15 protein-coding genes are annotated in these 14,662 nt (G+C 72.2%); 9 read left to right on the top strand and 6 right to left on the bottom strand.

Annotated elements, in window-relative coordinates; all coding sequences use genetic code 11:
* Positions 1-49: 49 nt before the first annotated feature.
* The 8 genes from ACIBUY_RS22135 to lgt all read left to right on the top strand — a co-directional run bounded on the left by ACIBUY_RS22135 (position 50) and on the right by lgt (position 6,108).
* Positions 50-307 (top strand): HGxxPAAW family protein, encoded by a 258-nt coding sequence (locus ACIBUY_RS22135; RefSeq protein WP_365564286.1) that lies wholly within the window; start codon positions 50-52, stop codon positions 305-307.
* A 107-nt stretch (positions 308-414) separates the two neighbouring features.
* Positions 415-882, top strand: a complete 468-nt coding sequence (locus ACIBUY_RS22140; RefSeq protein ID WP_399153405.1) for a DUF2752 domain-containing protein — start codon at positions 415-417, stop codon at positions 880-882.
* Between the two features lie 124 nt (positions 883-1,006).
* Positions 1,007-1,816 carry an indole-3-glycerol phosphate synthase TrpC gene (trpC, locus tag ACIBUY_RS22145; protein ID WP_365564281.1) on the top strand — a complete coding sequence of 270 codons (810 nt, stop codon included), beginning with the start codon at positions 1,007-1,009 and terminating at the stop codon, positions 1,814-1,816.
* A gap of 8 nt (positions 1,817-1,824) precedes the next feature.
* Positions 1,825-1,971: a tryptophan biosynthesis modulator TrpM gene (trpM, locus tag ACIBUY_RS22150; protein ID WP_399153406.1), complete on the top strand. Its 147-nt coding sequence runs from the start codon at positions 1,825-1,827 to the stop codon at positions 1,969-1,971.
* A 105-nt stretch (positions 1,972-2,076) separates the two neighbouring features.
* Positions 2,077-3,363: a tryptophan synthase subunit beta gene (trpB, locus tag ACIBUY_RS22155; protein WP_365564278.1), complete on the top strand. Its 1,287-nt coding sequence runs from the start codon at positions 2,077-2,079 to the stop codon at positions 3,361-3,363.
* Positions 3,360-4,181 (top strand): tryptophan synthase subunit alpha, encoded by an 822-nt coding sequence (trpA, locus tag ACIBUY_RS22160; RefSeq protein ID WP_399153407.1) that lies wholly within the window; start codon positions 3,360-3,362, stop codon positions 4,179-4,181. Before trpB ends, trpA begins: the two co-directional genes overlap by 4 nt.
* Before the next feature lie 72 nt (positions 4,182-4,253).
* Positions 4,254-5,030, top strand: a complete 777-nt coding sequence (locus tag ACIBUY_RS22165) for a thioredoxin domain-containing protein (RefSeq protein ID WP_365564273.1) — start codon at positions 4,254-4,256, stop codon at positions 5,028-5,030.
* 106 nt (positions 5,031-5,136) lie between these two features.
* On the top strand, positions 5,137-6,108 hold the full coding sequence (gene lgt / locus ACIBUY_RS22170) for a prolipoprotein diacylglyceryl transferase (RefSeq protein WP_365564270.1): 972 nt from the start codon (positions 5,137-5,139) through the stop codon (positions 6,106-6,108).
* 52 nt (positions 6,109-6,160) lie between these two features.
* Here lgt and ACIBUY_RS22175 read toward each other — a convergent pair whose 3' ends face one another.
* The 6 genes from ACIBUY_RS22175 to ACIBUY_RS22200 form a co-directional block, all read right to left on the bottom strand.
* Entirely contained in the window at positions 6,161-7,000 is an 840-nt protein-coding gene (locus tag ACIBUY_RS22175; protein ID WP_365564267.1) for a CoA ester lyase, read from the bottom strand.
* Entirely contained in the window at positions 6,997-8,208 is a 1,212-nt protein-coding gene (locus ACIBUY_RS22180; protein WP_399153408.1) for a CaiB/BaiF CoA transferase family protein, read from the bottom strand. The genes ACIBUY_RS22175 and ACIBUY_RS22180 overlap by 4 nt, the downstream gene beginning before the upstream one ends.
* Complete coding sequence (locus ACIBUY_RS22185; RefSeq protein WP_365564262.1) at positions 8,205-9,572, bottom strand: ADP-ribosylglycohydrolase family protein; 1,368 nt, start codon at positions 9,570-9,572, stop codon at positions 8,205-8,207. Before ACIBUY_RS22185 ends, ACIBUY_RS22180 begins: the two co-directional genes overlap by 4 nt.
* An 8-nt stretch (positions 9,573-9,580) precedes the next feature.
* A complete protein-coding gene (locus ACIBUY_RS22190) occupies positions 9,581-10,777 on the bottom strand; it encodes an ADP-ribosylglycohydrolase family protein (RefSeq protein ID WP_365564260.1) in 1,197 nt (398 codons plus the stop codon).
* Positions 10,774-11,925, bottom strand: coding sequence for an ADP-ribosylglycohydrolase family protein (locus ACIBUY_RS22195; RefSeq protein ID WP_399153409.1), 1,152 nt, complete (start codon positions 11,923-11,925; stop codon positions 10,774-10,776). Before ACIBUY_RS22195 ends, ACIBUY_RS22190 begins: the two co-directional genes overlap by 4 nt.
* Positions 11,926-12,399: 474 nt before the next feature.
* A complete protein-coding gene (locus ACIBUY_RS22200) occupies positions 12,400-13,509 on the bottom strand; it encodes an ADP-ribosylglycohydrolase family protein (protein ID WP_399153410.1) in 1,110 nt (369 codons plus the stop codon).
* Between the two features lie 251 nt (positions 13,510-13,760).
* Here ACIBUY_RS22200 and ACIBUY_RS22205 point away from each other — a divergent pair, with 251 nt between their 5' ends.
* A complete protein-coding gene (locus tag ACIBUY_RS22205; protein WP_399153411.1) occupies positions 13,761-14,492 on the top strand; it encodes a VIT1/CCC1 transporter family protein in 732 nt (243 codons plus the stop codon).
* Positions 14,493-14,662: the final 170 nt, after the last annotated feature.

Genomic DNA, 14,662 nt, shown 5'->3' on the forward strand with positions numbered 1-14,662 from the left:
CGTCGTACGCCCTGCGTACGCATAGGCCATAAGCAACGAGGAGCAAGCCATGGCGGACAGCAGCCACGGACACACCCCGGCCGCCTGGACCGGTGTCATCATCGCCTTCATCGGGTTCATCGTCGCGGGCGCCTTCATGGTGATGGTGCAGCCGGTCGGCTTCTGGGTCGGCATGGGCCTGCTGGTCCTCGCCCCGATCGTCGGCGGTGCGATGAGCGCGGCCGGTCTCGGCAAGCCGAAGCGCGCCGAGCTGAAGCTGCCGTCCACGGTGACCGCGACCCCGCAGGCCGCGGGCTCGGAGGCCTGACGCCTTTCGGTACGTGACAGGGGCGGTGCGGCGACGGGTTCGCCGCACCGCCCCTTTGCGTTTCCCGGCGTTCTCCCGAGAAGCGAAGTGCACGCCACCGGGGCAGAATGCACCGGGTGACCGTCGAGACCACCGACAGCGAAGCCACTGCCCCTGCTGCTGCCACCGGCACTGCCACCGGCACCCTGCGCCGCCTCGCCGTGCCCCTCGGCATCCTCGGCGGTGTCGCCGCCGCCTTCGCCTACGTCGGCACCGTCGACCCGAACGAGCCCGGCCACTACCCGGTCTGCCCGCTCCTGCGCATCACCGGCATTTTCTGCCCGGGCTGCGGTGGTCTGCGCAGCGCCCACGCGATCGTGCACGGCGACCTCGGCACGGCCCTCGGCGCCAACGCGCTCGCGGTCGCCGGCTACGCCCTCTTCGCGGTCCTGTGGACGGTGTGGGCGCTCCGCTCGGCCCGCGGCGGGCGGCTGAGCCTCGGCCTCGGCCGCGTACACATGTGGGTGCTCGGCGTGGTCGTGCTGGCCTTCACGGTTGTCCGGAACCTGCCCTTCGGTGGCTTCCTGCATCCTTGATCAACGGCAAACGTCCAGGTAGTGGGATCGCCGTCAACCGGATGCGGAGCCTTCGCCCTCCTGCGGATACCATCACAGTGACCACTCGGTTGCCCCGATAACTGCTTGAGAGGAGTCCGCTCGCGTGAGTGTGCTCGACGAGATCATCGACGGAGTCCGTGCCGACCTCGCGGAACGGCAGGCGCGCGTCAGCCTCGACGAGCTCAAGGAGCGCGCGGCGAAGGCTCCCGCGGCCAAGGACGGGATCGCGGCCCTGCGCGGCGACGGCGTCAAGGTCATCTGCGAGGTCAAGCGGTCCAGCCCCTCCAAGGGCGCCCTCGCGGCGATCGCCGACCCGGCCGGCCTCGCCGCCGACTACGAGGCGGGCGGCGCCGCCGTCATCTCGGTCCTCACCGAGCAGCGACGTTTCGGCGGCTCCCTCGCCGACCTCGAAGCGGTCCGCGCCAAGGTCGACATTCCGGTCCTGCGCAAGGACTTCATCGTCACCTCGTACCAGCTGTGGGAGGCCCGCGCGTACGGCGCCGACCTCGCCCTGCTGATCGTGGCCGCCCTCGACCAGCCCGCCCTGGAGTCCCTCATCGAGCGCGCCGAGTCCATCGGCCTCACGCCGCTCGTCGAGGCGCACGACGAGGACGAGGTGGAGCGGGCCGTGGACGCCGGGGCCAAGGTCATCGGCATCAACACCCGCAACCTCAAGGACCTCACGGTCGACCGGGGCACCTTCGAGCGCGTCGCCCCGGACATCCCGGACCACATCGTCAAGGTCGCCGAGTCCGGCGTGCGCGGCCCGCACGACCTGATCGCGTACGCCAACGCGGGCGCCGACGCGGTCCTGGTCGGCGAGTCCCTGGTGACCGGCCGCGACCCCCGCTCCGCCGTCTCCGACCTGGTCGCCGCGGGCGCCCACCCGGCCCTGCGCCACGGACGGAGCTGACCCGCACCATGCCGATCTCCGCCCGCCTCGCCCCCGGCTGCCGCCCTCGCGGCTGCCGGGCCCCGGCGCGGCGTGTGCGCGGTCGCAGGGTGCGCTACCACATCGGCAGCGAGCCGGGCCAGATCAACGGCATGCGATGGCAAGCGCCCCTCTAGGGGCGCGGGGAACGGCGCGAGCAACCAGATACAGCCCGCAGCCGACGTAACACCCATGCCCCCACGGCGTTTAGTCATCATCCGAACCCACCGTGAGGTTTCCGCATGCCCAGCGAGTACTTCATCCCTGACCCCGACGGTCAGGTCCCCAGCGCCGAGGGCTACTTCGGCGCGTTCGGCGGCAAGTTCATCCCGGAGGCGCTCGTCGCCGCCGTGGACGAGGTCGCCGTCGAGTACGAGAAGGCCAAGAACGACCCCGAGTTCGCCCGCGAGCTCGACGACCTCCTCGTCCACTACACCGGCCGCCCCAGCAGCCTCACCGAGGTGCCCCGGTTCGCCGAGCACGCCGGTGGCGCGACGGTCTACCTCAAGCGCGAGGACCTGAACCACACCGGCTCGCACAAGATCAACAACGTGCTCGGCCAGGCCCTGCTCACCAAGCGCATGGGCAAGACCCGCGTCATCGCCGAGACCGGCGCGGGCCAGCACGGCGTCGCCACGGCCACCGCCTGCGCGCTGTTCGGCCTCGAATGCACCATCTACATGGGCGAGATCGACACCCAGCGCCAGGCCCTGAACGTGGCCCGGATGCGCATGCTGGGCGCCGAGGTCATCGCCGTGAAGTCCGGCAGCCGCACCCTCAAGGACGCCATCAACGAAGCGTTCCGCGACTGGGTCGCCAACGTGGACCGCACGCACTACCTCTTCGGTACGGTCGCAGGACCGCACCCGTTCCCCGCCATGGTCCGCGACTTCCACCGCGTCATCGGCGTCGAGGCCCGCCGCCAGATCCTGGAGCGCGCCGGGCGCCTGCCCGACGCGGCCATCGCCTGCGTCGGCGGCGGCTCCAACGCCATCGGCCTGTTCCACGCCTTCATCCCGGACGCCGACGTCCGCCTCATCGGCTGCGAGCCCGCCGGGCACGGCATCGAGACCGGCGAGCACGCGGCGACCCTGACCGCGGGCAACCCCGGCATCCTGCACGGCTCACGGTCGTACGTCCTCCAGGACGAGGAGGGCCAGATCACCGAGCCGTACTCGATCTCGGCCGGACTCGACTACCCGGGCATCGGCCCCGAGCACGCCCACCTCAAGGACAGCGGCCGCGGCGAGTACCGGGCCGTCACCGACGACGCGGCGATGCAGGCCCTGCGCCTGCTGTCGCGCACGGAGGGCATCATCCCGGCGATCGAGTCGGCACACGCCCTCGCGGGCGCGCTCGAGGTCGGCAAGGAGCTCGGCAAGGACGGGCTGATCATCGTCAACCTGTCCGGGCGCGGCGACAAGGACATGGACACGGCCGCGCGCTACTTCGGCCTGTACGACACGGATGGCACCGTCGCCGCCGACGCTGCGGGCGAGCAGGCCGAGATCGAGGGGGACTCCAAGTGAGCGGCAACATCCAGCTGTTGGACGACACCCTGGCGAACGCCAAGGCCGAGGGCCGCTCCGCCCTCATCGCCTACCTGCCCGCCGGATTCCCGACCGTCGACGGCGGCATCGAGTCGATCAAGGCCGCCTTCGACGGCGGCGCCGACGTGGTCGAGGTCGGCCTGCCGCACTCCGACCCGGTGCTCGACGGGCCGGTCATCCAGACCGCCGACGACATCGCGCTGCGCGGCGGCCTCAAGATCAAGGACGTCATGCGGACCGTCCGTGAGGCGTTCGAGGCCACCGGCAAGCCGGTCCTCGTCATGACGTACTGGAACCCGATCTACATCTACGGGATCGAGCGCTTCACCGCCGAGCTCGCCGAGGCGGGCGGCGCGGGCTGCATCCTGCCCGACCTGCCGGTGCAGGAGTCGGCGCAGTGGAGGGAGCACGCCGAGAAGCAGGGCCTCGCGACGGTCTTCGTCGTGGCGCCCAGCAGCAAGGACGAGCGCCTGGCCACCATCACGGCGGCCGGTTCCGGCTTCGTCTACGCGGCCTCGCTGATGGGCGTCACCGGCACCCGCGAGTCCGTCGGCAACCAGGCCCAGGAACTGGTGCGCCGCACCAAGGCCACCACCGACCTGCCGGTCTGTGTCGGCCTCGGTGTGTCCAACGCCGCCCAGGCCAAGGAGGTCGCCGGCTTCGCGGACGGCGTCATCGTCGGCTCGGCCTTCGTGCAGCGGATGCTGGACGCCGAGGACGAGAAGGCGGGGCTCGCCGCGGTCCGCGCGCTCGCCGCCGACCTCGCGGCCGGCGTACGGGACGGCGCGCAGTCGTAGTCACGTAGCCCGTACGGGTGGAAGTGGGACCGGGGAGGCACGCTCGTGCCTCCCCGGTTCGTTTGGGCGGGTGTGAGCGAGAAGAACCGTGAGGGAAAGCGCGCGGCCCGCGACCGGCTGGCCGAGGAGCGCGAGAAGCAGAAGGCCGCGGAGAAGCGGCGCAGGACGTTGATCGTGGGCGCGGCCGTCGTCTGTGTGCTCGGCCTGGCCGCCGTGATCGGTGTCGTCGCGGCCAATTCGGGCGACGACTCCAGCAGCGACACGTCAGGGCCCGTCGTCGCACCCAAGGGCGCCACCGGCAAGGACGACCTGGCGATCCCGGTGGGCAAGGACGGCGCCAAGTCGACGCTCACGGTGTGGGAGGACTTCCGCTGCCCCGCGTGCAAGGCCTTCGAGGACACGTACAGATCGACGATCCACGAGCTGACCGACTCCGGTCAGCTGAAGGCCGAGTACCACACGGTCACGCTGATCGACGCGAACCTGGGCGGCAGCGGCTCCCTGCGCGCGGGGAACGCGGCGGCGTGCGCGCAGGACGCGGGCAAGTTCTCCGCGTACCACGACGTGCTGTACGAGAACCAGCCGAAGGAGACCGACGACACGTACGCCGACAACAGCAAGCTGATCGAGCTGGCCGGAAAGGTCGACGGCCTGGTCACCGACACCTTTACGTCATGTGTGAACGACGGCACGCACAACAGCTGGATCAAGAAGAGCTACCAGGCGTTCCAGGACGCCAAGTACACGGGCACCCCGACCGTGCTGCTCGACGGGAAGAACATCATGGACGACAAGACCATGACCCCGGAGAAGCTGAAGAAGGCCGTGCAGGACACCAACAAGTCCTGAGCAAGTCCTGAACACGTCCTGACCCGTACGTCACGGAAGTCGTAATGGAGCCGTTGCCGGGCTGCCCGACGAGCGCGCCGCCCGGCACGGTAGCGTCGACCCTGCCATGGAACTTGCCTACATTCCCAGTCCGTCGCGCGGAGTGGTCGACCTCGGACCCATCCCGCTGCGCGGCTACGCGTTCTGCATCATCATCGGCGTCTTCGTGGCCGTCTGGCTCGGCAACAAGCGCTGGATCGCCCGCGGCGGGCGGGCCGGCACGGTCGCCGACATCGCGGTCTGGGCGGTGCCCTTCGGCCTGGTCGGCGGTCGCCTGTACCACGTGATCACGGACTACGAGCTGTACTTCAGCGACGGCCGTGACTGGGTGGACGCCTTCAAGATCTGGGAGGGCGGCCTCGGCATCTGGGGCGCCATCGCGCTCGGCGCGGTGGGCGCCTGGATCGGCTGCCGCCGCCGTGGCATCCCGCTCCCGGCGTGGGCCGACGCCCTCGCCCCCGGCATCGCCCTCGCCCAGGCCATCGGCCGCTGGGGCAACTGGTTCAACCAGGAGCTGTACGGCCGCGAGACCCACGTCCCGTGGGCGCTGCACATCACCTCGGACACGGATGGCCGGGTGCCGGGCTACTACCACCCGACGTTCCTGTACGAGTCGCTGTGGTGCATCGGCGTCGCGGTGCTCGTCATCTGGGCCGACCGGAAGTTCAAGCTGGGGCACGGGCGGGCGTTCGCGCTGTACGTCGCCTCGTACTGCGTGGGCCGCTTCTGGATCGAGTACATGCGGGTGGACGACGCGCACCACATCCTCGGCATGCGCCTCAACAACTGGACGGCGATCTTCGTCTTCCTGCTCGCCGTGATCTACCTGGTCATCTCGGCGAAGACGCGGCCCGGCCGCGAGGAGATCGTCGAACCCGCCGCGGTGGCCTCCGGCGAGCAGCAGGACGATGCCGCTGCGGAGGATGCCGATGCGGGCGATTCCGCGGACGCCGCCGACTCTTCCGACGGGGCGGTGAAGCTGGACAAGGCTGAGGAGCCCGACCAGGCCGAGGAATCTGCCGAGGCCAAGAAGGCCTGACGGTTTTCTGCTGTACGTCGATGAGGGCGCCGGACCGGATGGTCCGGCGCCCTCATCGTTGCGCGAGAGCCAGGACGCGCCGAGCCCCCGCCACCACCGCCGCGTCCACGAACCGCCCGTCCGCCAGCGCCAGCGCCCCCGCGTTCGCCTCCGCCGCGCGGACGATGTCGCGGGCCGCCGCCACCTCCGCCGGTGTCGGACGGAACGCCTCCTCGATCACCGGGAGCTGACGCGGATGGATCGCCGTACGCCCGAAGAAGCCGAGCGCACGGCCCCGGGTGCAGGAGCGGGCGAGCCCCGCCATGTCGCGGACGTCGGGGAAGACCGACTGGGGCGGCGCCGGGAGGCGTGCCGCGCGGGCCGCCACCACGGCGCGGCCGCGTACCCAGGCGAGGCCCGCCGCGTCCGTCACCCCGAGGTCGGCGCGCAGGTCCGCCTCGCCGAGGGCGATGCCGTGGACGCCGGGGTGGGAGGCGATCGCGTAGGCGTGCTCGACGCCGAGCGCGGACTCCAACAGGGCGTACAGGGGCGGGACTTCGGATGCCTGACCCGCCGCCCAGCCGGTGACCCGGGTCAGGTCGGCCGGGTCGTGGACCTTCGGCAGGCGCAGCGCGTCCAGGCCGGGGAGCGGGGTGAGCCGGCGCACCTGCTGCTCGGCGAGCGGGCCGTCGAGCGCGTCGACACGGACGTGCACCGGCACGTCGTGCTTGTCGGCGAGCAGCTCGGCGGTGGCGTCGAGGGCGTACGCCTTGCGGTCGGGGGCGACCGCGTCCTCCAGGTCGACGAGGACCACGTCGGCGCCCGAGCCGAGCGCCTTCGCGACGACCTCGGGCCGGTCCCCGGGAACGTACAGCCAGGTCAGGTACGTGCTCATCGTGTCCGTCGTGCTCATACCGCGCCCGCCTCCCGGAGTGTGTCGATGTCGGCCGGGGACAGGCCGAGGTCCCCGAGGATCTCGTCCGTGTCGGCGCCGTGTGCGCGGCCGGTCCAGCGGATGGCGCCCGGGGTCTCGGAGAGGCGGAAGAGGACGTTCTGCATCTTGACCGTGCCGAGGTCGGGGTCGGGGAGTTCGGTGACGGAGCCGAGGGCCGCGTACTGCTCGTCGGCCATGACGTCGCGGATGTCCTGGACCGGGGCGATGGCGGCCTCCGCCTTCTCGAAGGCGGCGAGCACCTCGTCGCGGGTGTGCGCGGCGATCCACCCGCCGACCGCCTCGTCCAGCTCGTCCGCGTGGGCCGCGCGGCCCGAACCCGTCGTGAACCACGGCGCGTCGATGAACTCGGGGCGGCCGACGAGCCGCAGCACGCGCTCCGCGATCGACTGCGCCGAGGTGGAGACGGCGACCCAACTGCCGTCGCTCGTACGGTAGGTGTTGCGGGGCGCGTTGTTCGTGGAGCGGTTGCCGGTGCGCGGTTGTACGTAGCCGAGCTGGTCGTACCAGAGGGGCTGCGGGCCGAGGACCGCCAGCATCGGCTCGATGATCGCGAGGTCGACGACCTGGCCGTGGCCCGTCAGGTCCCGGCCGCGGAGTGCCGCCATGACGGCGTACGACGTGGCGAGCGCGGCGATGGAGTCGGCGAGGCCGAACGGGGGCAGCGTCGGGGGCCCGTCGGGCGGACCCGTGATCGCGGCGAAACCGCTCATCGCCTCCGCGAGGGTGCCGAATCCGGGGCGGCGCGCGTACGGCCCGAACTGGCCGAAGCCGGTGACGCGGGCCAGCACCAGACGGGGGTTGGCGGCGCTCAGCTCGTCCCAGCCGAGGTGCCACTTCTCCAGGGTGCCGGGGCGGAAGTTCTCGATGACGACGTCGGACTCGGCCGCCAGCCGGAGGAGGACCTCGCGGCCGCCGGGGGTGGAGAGGTCGAGCGTGAGGTTCCGCTTGTTGCGGCCGAGGAGTTTCCACCACAGGCCGATGCCGTCCTTGGACGGGCCGTGGCCGCGGGACGGATCGGGCTTGCGCGGATGCTCGATCTTGATGACCTCCGCGCCGAAGTCGCCGAGCATCGTGGCGCACAGCGGTCCTGCGAAGAGCGTGGCCAGGTCGAGGACGCGCAACCCCGTCAAGGGGCCCTGGGGAGACGGGAGTTGAGGGGGTGTCATGCGCCTGCCTTCAGGGTGAGTCGGGCCAGTTCGTCGAAGCCGATGCCGTCGAAGTCGGCGACCGAGGTGGCCAGGCGGTTCTTCAGCGGAGCCGTCCAGCGCTCGCCGAGCGCATCGGGGTGTCCGGCGAGCAGCCCGGTGAGCGAACCGGCCGTCGCGCCGTTGGAGTCGGTGTCCCAGCCGCCCGACACCGCGCGGCAGACGGAGCCGGCGAAGTCGCCGTCGGCGTGGGTGAGGGCGGCGGCGAGCAGGGCGGCGTTCGGCAGGACGTGGACCCAGTGGTGGGTCGCGTAGGTGCGGTGCAGTTCGTCGACGACCGCGCTGAAGTCGGCTTGGGCGTGGGCCAGTTGGATCCCGAGCCGGACCGCTTTCGCGTATCGGGAATCGGGCGGTACGACCGTGAGGCCGGTGCGCAGCGCGCCGTGCACGTCGACCGTGCCCGACGCGGCGGCCGCGAGGGCGGCGGCCGTGAACATCGCCCCGTACACGCCGTTCGCGGTGTGCGTCAGCACCGCGTCCCGGTGGGCCAGCTCGGCGGCGCGGGCCGGGTCGCCCGGGTTGGTCCAGCCGAAGACGTCGGCGCGGATCTGCGCGCCGATCCACTCGCGGAACGGGTTGCGGTGGGTCGCCGTGGCGGGCGGTTCGATGCCGTCGAGGAGGTTGCGGTACGCGATGCGCTCGGCGGTGAAGGTGCGCCCGGCGGGCAGCTCGTCCAGCCAGAGCCGCGCCACGTCGTCCGTGGTGAAGCGCGGGCCGTGGCGCTGGAGCAACAGCAGTGCGAGGAGCGGGTAGTTGAGGTCGTCGTCCTCCGGCATGCCGTCGATGTTCTCGGCGAGGGAGGTGGGGGCGCTGCGGCGGTTCCAGGGGTGGGCGGCGGCCAGTTCCGGGTCGAGGCCCACCGCCGTGAACCAGGTGGTGAGCGGCCAGTTGCCGGTGGCGCGGGCCAGGGCCCGGATGCCCTCCAGGGGCAGCTTCTCCACCGGCTTGCCGAGCAGGCATCCGGCGGCCCGGCCCAGCCATGCGGCGTGCAGGGCGTCGTACGACACCGGGTGCGTCGTCCCGTGAGGGAGAGAGGGGGAGTGCGGCCAGGTGGGGCAGGCCGCCTTGATTGCGGGCAGGTCGGTGGGCTCGGCCGCGGCCGAGGGGGAGGGGAGAGCGGCCAGTTCGTCCAGCAACTGCCCGGCCAGAGTACGGAGTTGAGGCGGTGCCGGGTGCGGTGAAGCTCCGGCGCGGGGCGGCGCCGGGGGGCCGCCCGCCCGCAGCCAGCGGTCCTCGACCGACGACGCGTCCCGGCCGTCCTGCGCCGCCTGCCGCAGCTCGTGGCCGAGCAGGTCCTCCGGCTGTACCCAGGTCAGACGCAGCATCGCCGTCCTCACAGTCCCGCGATCGCCGCGAACGCCGCCTCGTGCGCACGGCGCCGCTCCAGATCCCGCCCGTGCACCTCGCGGGTGACGCGGGCCAGGGACACGGCCGGGGCGTGCAGATCGAGGCGGCTCGCCCGGGCCACCTCCGTGCTCCACTCCTCCGGCACCGCGCTCTCGCCGTGCAGCGCCCCGACGATGGCCCCGCTCATCGTCGCGATCGAGTCGCAGTCCCGGCCGTAGTTGACCGAGCCGAGGACCGTGTGGCTGAAGTCGCCGCCGCCGACCAGCAACATGCCCAGCGCGACGGGGAGTTCCTCGATGGAGTGGAGGCGGGAGGGGCGGCGGGCGCCCAGGGACGGTTTGCGGTAGTCGGGGCCGACCGTGTCGAAGGGGGCGATCGCGTTGCGGAGCGGGACCAGGGCCGACTCGAAGTCGTCGTGGTGTGACGCCGTTTCGCAGACCGCCTCGATCGCCGCCCGCGTGCCGTCCTTCGCCAGCGGCAGGACGTCGTCGATCACCGAGGTGGGGGTCGCGCCCGGCTTGTACGCGGCCGCCACCGCCGCGGCGAAGACCCCGGCCGCCTCGCGTCCGTACGAGGACTGGTGGGCGCCCGCGATGTCCAGGGCCTCGTCGTACGCGGCCTGCGGATGGCCCGCGTTGACCGCGCCGACCGGGGCCATGTACATCGCCGCGCCGCAGTTGACGATGTTGCCGACGCCTGCCTCGCGGGGGTCCACGTGGCCGTAGTGGATGCGTGCCACGATCCACTTCTCGGCGAGGAAGATGCGCTGGAGGGGGAGGGCTTCGGCCTCGAGTTCCGGGATCCAGCGGGGAGTTGTGATCAGGTCCGGGACCAGGTGGTCGGCGACGGAGTACGCGTCCAGGTGGTCGCGGACCTTCTCGTAGACGCGGATCAGGGCGTGCGTCATGAGGGTGTCGTCGGTGACGTGGCCGTCGCCCTTGTGGTACGGGGCGATGGGGCGGGCCGTCTTCCAGTCCTGTTTGTGGAACGGCTCCACGATGCCGCGCACCCGGCCGCCGTGCCGCTCCGCGATCGCCTCCGGGGTCCAGCCCTCGACCGGGCCGCCGAGCGCGTCGCCCACCGCGGCGCCGATCAGGGTGCCGGTGACTCGGTCTTCCAGGGATGCGGATGCGGATGCGGATGTGGTGGTGGCGGCGGTTGCGGTCGTGGGGGCGGTGGTCATCGTGAAGTTCCTTCCAGGGGGCGGGAGTTGGAAGTGGAGTGGGACAGATGCTGCGCCACCTTCGTGAGGTCCGTGCCTGCCAGGCGTGGCAGCGCGCAGCCCGCGAGCGTGCGGCAGGCCTCGCGCCACGTCTCGGGGAGGGCCCCGGCGCCGCCGATCGCTCCCGTCAGGGCACCTGCCAGGGCCGGGGCCGAGTCGGCGACGCGCGACAGGCACGCCGCGGTGGGCACGGCCTCGACGACCTCGCCCCCGGCGGCGGTCGCCACGGCGAGGGCGACCGGGACGGTCTCCGCGGCGGCGATGCCGTAGCTGTAGACGTGGTCGACGATCTCGTGCTCCAGGACGGGGACGAGGGCGAAGGCGTTGCCGGGCAGGCCCGGGCGGGCGGCTGCGGCGGCGCGGCCCAGGTCCACGGCCCGGTGCGCGTTGCGGTGGATCTCGGTGCCCGGCGGGAGCTGGGCCAGCGCGGCGTCCACGCAGACGTCCACGGGGGCGCCGCCGAGGGCGCTCGCGACGGCCGCGGCCATCGCTCGCGCTCCGTGCACGCCGTCGCCGTCCTGGGTGTAGCGGGCGTCGAACTCGGCCAGATCCGCGGCGAGTTGGGGCTCTGCGGGGTGGACCACGGCGAGGACGGCGGCGCGGACGCAGGCCGCGTCGTCGAAGTAGTGCGGGTTGTCGTGGCCGGTGGCGGGCGGGTGCAGGCCCGCCGCGAGGTTGCCGAGGCCCGCGCGTACGGAGATGCGGGCGCGCAGCGGGATGCCGGCCGACTCGATCTCGTCGGCCTGGGCCGCGGCGGTGGCGATGTCGGCGGCGAGGGTGTGCCAGGCGCGGGCGATCGCGGTGCGGACGGGGACGTCGGGGTCGAGGATCGCGTGGGCGGTGAACGCTGCCCATTCGGCGTCGTCCGACGGGCCCAGGCGGAGGGGTTCCGAGGGTTGGTTCAGGGCGATGGGGACGGGGAGGGTGGTGGTGGCGTTCTGCTCGGCGAAGGTGTCGAGTTCGCGGGTGAGGCGGCGGGTCCAGTCGGGGAGTCGCGCCGCGCGGTGTCGTCCCGACGGCCAGCCGGCCGCGTCCCCGGCGGCGATTCCGAGGAGCAGGCCTTCGATGCGGGCCGTTCGGTTCGGCGGGGGCGGGGGCGGGGCGGTCATGGGGGTCGCCTTTCAGGGGGATTCAGGAGGTGGGGCGGGGCCGGGCTGCTGATATCCGGCCGGGTTCGGTGCGCTGTTGCTTTCGTTGTGGGGCGGGGCCGTGTCGGGGTACCTCCTCGGCCGGGCTCCGGTCACCGTCGCGTGTGCGCCTACGGCGCGGCGTCCCGGGTTGGGTGCCTGCGGTGTCCTGCGGGGGCACCCCGACACGTCCCCTCATGTCGTCGAGCGGCCAACCGCCGGTGGGACCGCACCCTTCGATGCGGGCTGAGCCCACCCCGCCTTCGGCTGCGGGGCGCCCCCGCCCCTGGGTATCCGGTCGCCCCCGCCCCGCCTTGGGCAGTCTGCCGCCTGGGGCGGCAGGGTGGGCTGGGGGTCCCCCGGACGGAGTCTGGGGGAGGCACCCGAGCGCCGGGTGCGCGATACAACAGGGGCCCAGCCCGACCCCGGTCGGAGACTCGAACTCCGGGTGACCGTTCAAGCAAGGCCGCACCCCGACCCCTCATTTCCCGCAAGGCCCGGGGTCAACTGGTCCGCCACGTCCAGGACATGGCGGCCCGCCATCGACGGGAGGCACGTGCCGCGGGACGGGCCGATCGCTGTGGACCAGTGGGGCGGGATCGCGGTCGCGCCGCAGAGGGCGCCCGAGAGGGCTCCGGCCACGGCCGCGGTGGTGTCCGCGTCGCGGCCCATGTTCACCGCCGTGAGGACCGATTCGCGGAAGTCGCCGCGGGCCACCGCGAACGCCCCGAAGGCCAGACCCACGGCCTCCGGGGCCAGGTCCGTCCAGGGGTAGCCGCCGATGACGACCGCCTTGCGTACGGCACGTTCCATGGAGAGCTGGGTGGCGTCGGGGTCGCGTCGGGCCCGGCGGGCCGCCGTCACCGCGCGGTGCAGGGAGCGTGCCGTCCAGGAGTCGTCGGGGATGACGGAGAGCGCCGCCTGGACCACCGCGTCCGGGTTGTGGCTCACCATGGCGGCGGCCACACCGGCTGCCACGGCGCGGCCTCCGTGGATGCCCTCCCCGTCGTGCGACACCGAGCCGTCGATCGCGACGAGGCGGGCCGCTTCTGCCGGGTGCCCCGCCGCGTACACCCCGAACGGCGCCGCCCGCATGGCAAGGCCGTCGCTCCAGGCATGGCGGTGCTGAGCGGAGATGGGGGCGGCGAGGCCGCGGCGCAGGTTCTCGAGGGTGCCGCGTTCGCTGAAGCCCGCCCCCTTGAAGGGGCCCTCGTCCTGGTCCGCGATCCAGGTGTGCCACGCCGATTCGACATGGGTGACGGTGAGGCCCGCGCCGTGCTCCGCGAGGAGGAGGCCGGAGAAGATCGCGTACTCCGTGTCGTCGGTGCCCGCCGGGTCGGGGGACACGAACCCTTCGATGCGGCCCCAGCGTTCCCGGATCTGAGACGGCTTCATGTTCTCGGCGGGCGCGCCGAGCGCGTCGCCGACGGCGAGGCCGAGGAGCGCTCCGCGGGCCCGGTCCCGCGGGGAGATCGCGCCGGGCGGCTGTGGGGGCGGGATCGTGCGCAGCCTGGCGTGGGACGCGGTGCCGTCGGCGAACGGATCGGGGTCGACGCTGACGCTCATGGGGTGCCTGTGCTCTCTTCCAGGAGAACATTTCGGACATGTTTCCCGGTCCGTCGGATGAACCACGGGGAAGCGGCGCGTGATCCATCTCACGGGTGAGCTCGGGAAGATCGAGGTCAGCGACTGCTCATCGCGTTGCGCAGGGCGCAAAACCGCAGGTAAGTACGGCCTTCCTTGCTAGCGGAGGCGATTTCTCGCGCGTACTTTCGAGCTCGTAGAGAAGGCACCACAGGGGAGCGGGGAACACAGGCATGGCCATCATCGAGACCGAGGCGACGCTGCACGACGCGCACCGGGACAACCACACCCACCGCGACGTCAACGGCGGCTGGCTGCGCCCGGCCGTGTTCGGTGCGATGGACGGGCTCGTCTCCAACTTCGCGCTGATGGCCGGTGTCGCCGGCGGGGCCGCTTCGCAGCAGACCGTCATCATCACCGGGCTGTCCGGGCTTGCCGCCGGCGCGTTCTCCATGGCGGCCGGTGAGTACACCTCCGTGGCCTCCCAGCGTGAGCTGGTCGAGGCCGAACTCGATGTCGAGCGGCGGGAGTTGAGGAAGCATCCCGCCGATGAGGAGCGCGAGCTCGCCGAGCTGTACATGTCGCGCGGCGTCGAGCCCGAGCTGGCGCGGGAGGTCGCGCGGCAGTTGTCCCAGGATCCCGAGCAGGCCCTGGAGATCCATGCGCGGGAAGAGCTCGGCATCGATCCGAGCGATCTGCCCTCGCCGATGGTCGCGGCCGTCTCGTCCTTCGGGTCGTTCGCGCTGGGCGCCCTGATTCCCGTACTGCCCTATCTGCTGGGGGTGAGCGTGCTGTGGCCGGCCGTCCTGCTGGCGCTCGTCGGACTCTTCGCGTGCGGGGCCGTCGTGGCCAAGGTGACGGCGCGGTCCTGGTGGTTCAGCGGATTGCGGCAGTTGGCCCTGGGCGGTGCCGCGGCCGGTGTGACGTATCTCCTGGGAAGCGTCTTCGGGACTTTTGCTGGTTGACGGTGGCGTGACACGGCCCGATGATGGCTATACAGGGCCTTGTATAAGTAGTCGTTACCAGGCGGTTTCGGTTACTTGACGACGGGGCATGAGCCGTAAGCGCTGTGGGCAATGAGGCCCGCGGCGCGCCAGGCCCCCGGTCATCGATCTGCCCAAGGCCTTCTCTTGCC

This window comes from Streptomyces sp. NPDC050085 (assembly GCF_044460595.1).
GTDB lineage: Bacteria > Actinomycetota > Actinomycetes > Streptomycetales > Streptomycetaceae > Streptomyces.

Excerpts from the sequence above, each read along its gene's own strand:
- ACIBUY_RS22135 (WP_365564286.1), top strand. The coding sequence starts at position 50 with ATGGCGGACAGCAGCCACGGACACACCCCGGCCGCCTGGACCGGTGTC.
- ACIBUY_RS22140 (WP_399153405.1), top strand. The coding sequence starts at position 415 with ATGCACCGGGTGACCGTCGAGACCACCGACAGCGAAGCCACTGCCCCT.
- trpM (WP_399153406.1), top strand. The coding sequence starts at position 1,825 with ATGCCGATCTCCGCCCGCCTCGCCCCCGGCTGCCGCCCTCGCGGCTGC.
- trpB (WP_365564278.1), top strand. The coding sequence starts at position 2,077 with ATGCCCAGCGAGTACTTCATCCCTGACCCCGACGGTCAGGTCCCCAGC.
- lgt (WP_365564270.1), top strand. The coding sequence starts at position 5,137 with ATGGAACTTGCCTACATTCCCAGTCCGTCGCGCGGAGTGGTCGACCTC.
- ACIBUY_RS22175 (WP_365564267.1), bottom strand. The coding sequence starts at position 7,000 with ATGAGCACGACGGACACGATGAGCACGTACCTGACCTGGCTGTACGTT.
- ACIBUY_RS22180 (WP_399153408.1), bottom strand. The coding sequence starts at position 8,208 with ATGACACCCCCTCAACTCCCGTCTCCCCAGGGCCCCTTGACGGGGTTG.
- ACIBUY_RS22185 (WP_365564262.1), bottom strand. The coding sequence starts at position 9,572 with ATGCTGCGTCTGACCTGGGTACAGCCGGAGGACCTGCTCGGCCACGAG.
- ACIBUY_RS22190 (WP_365564260.1), bottom strand. The coding sequence starts at position 10,777 with ATGACCACCGCCCCCACGACCGCAACCGCCGCCACCACCACATCCGCA.
- ACIBUY_RS22195 (WP_399153409.1), bottom strand. The coding sequence starts at position 11,925 with ATGACCGCCCCGCCCCCGCCCCCGCCGAACCGAACGGCCCGCATCGAA.
- ACIBUY_RS22200 (WP_399153410.1), bottom strand. The coding sequence starts at position 13,509 with ATGAGCGTCAGCGTCGACCCCGATCCGTTCGCCGACGGCACCGCGTCC.
- ACIBUY_RS22205 (WP_399153411.1), top strand. The coding sequence starts at position 13,761 with ATGGCCATCATCGAGACCGAGGCGACGCTGCACGACGCGCACCGGGAC.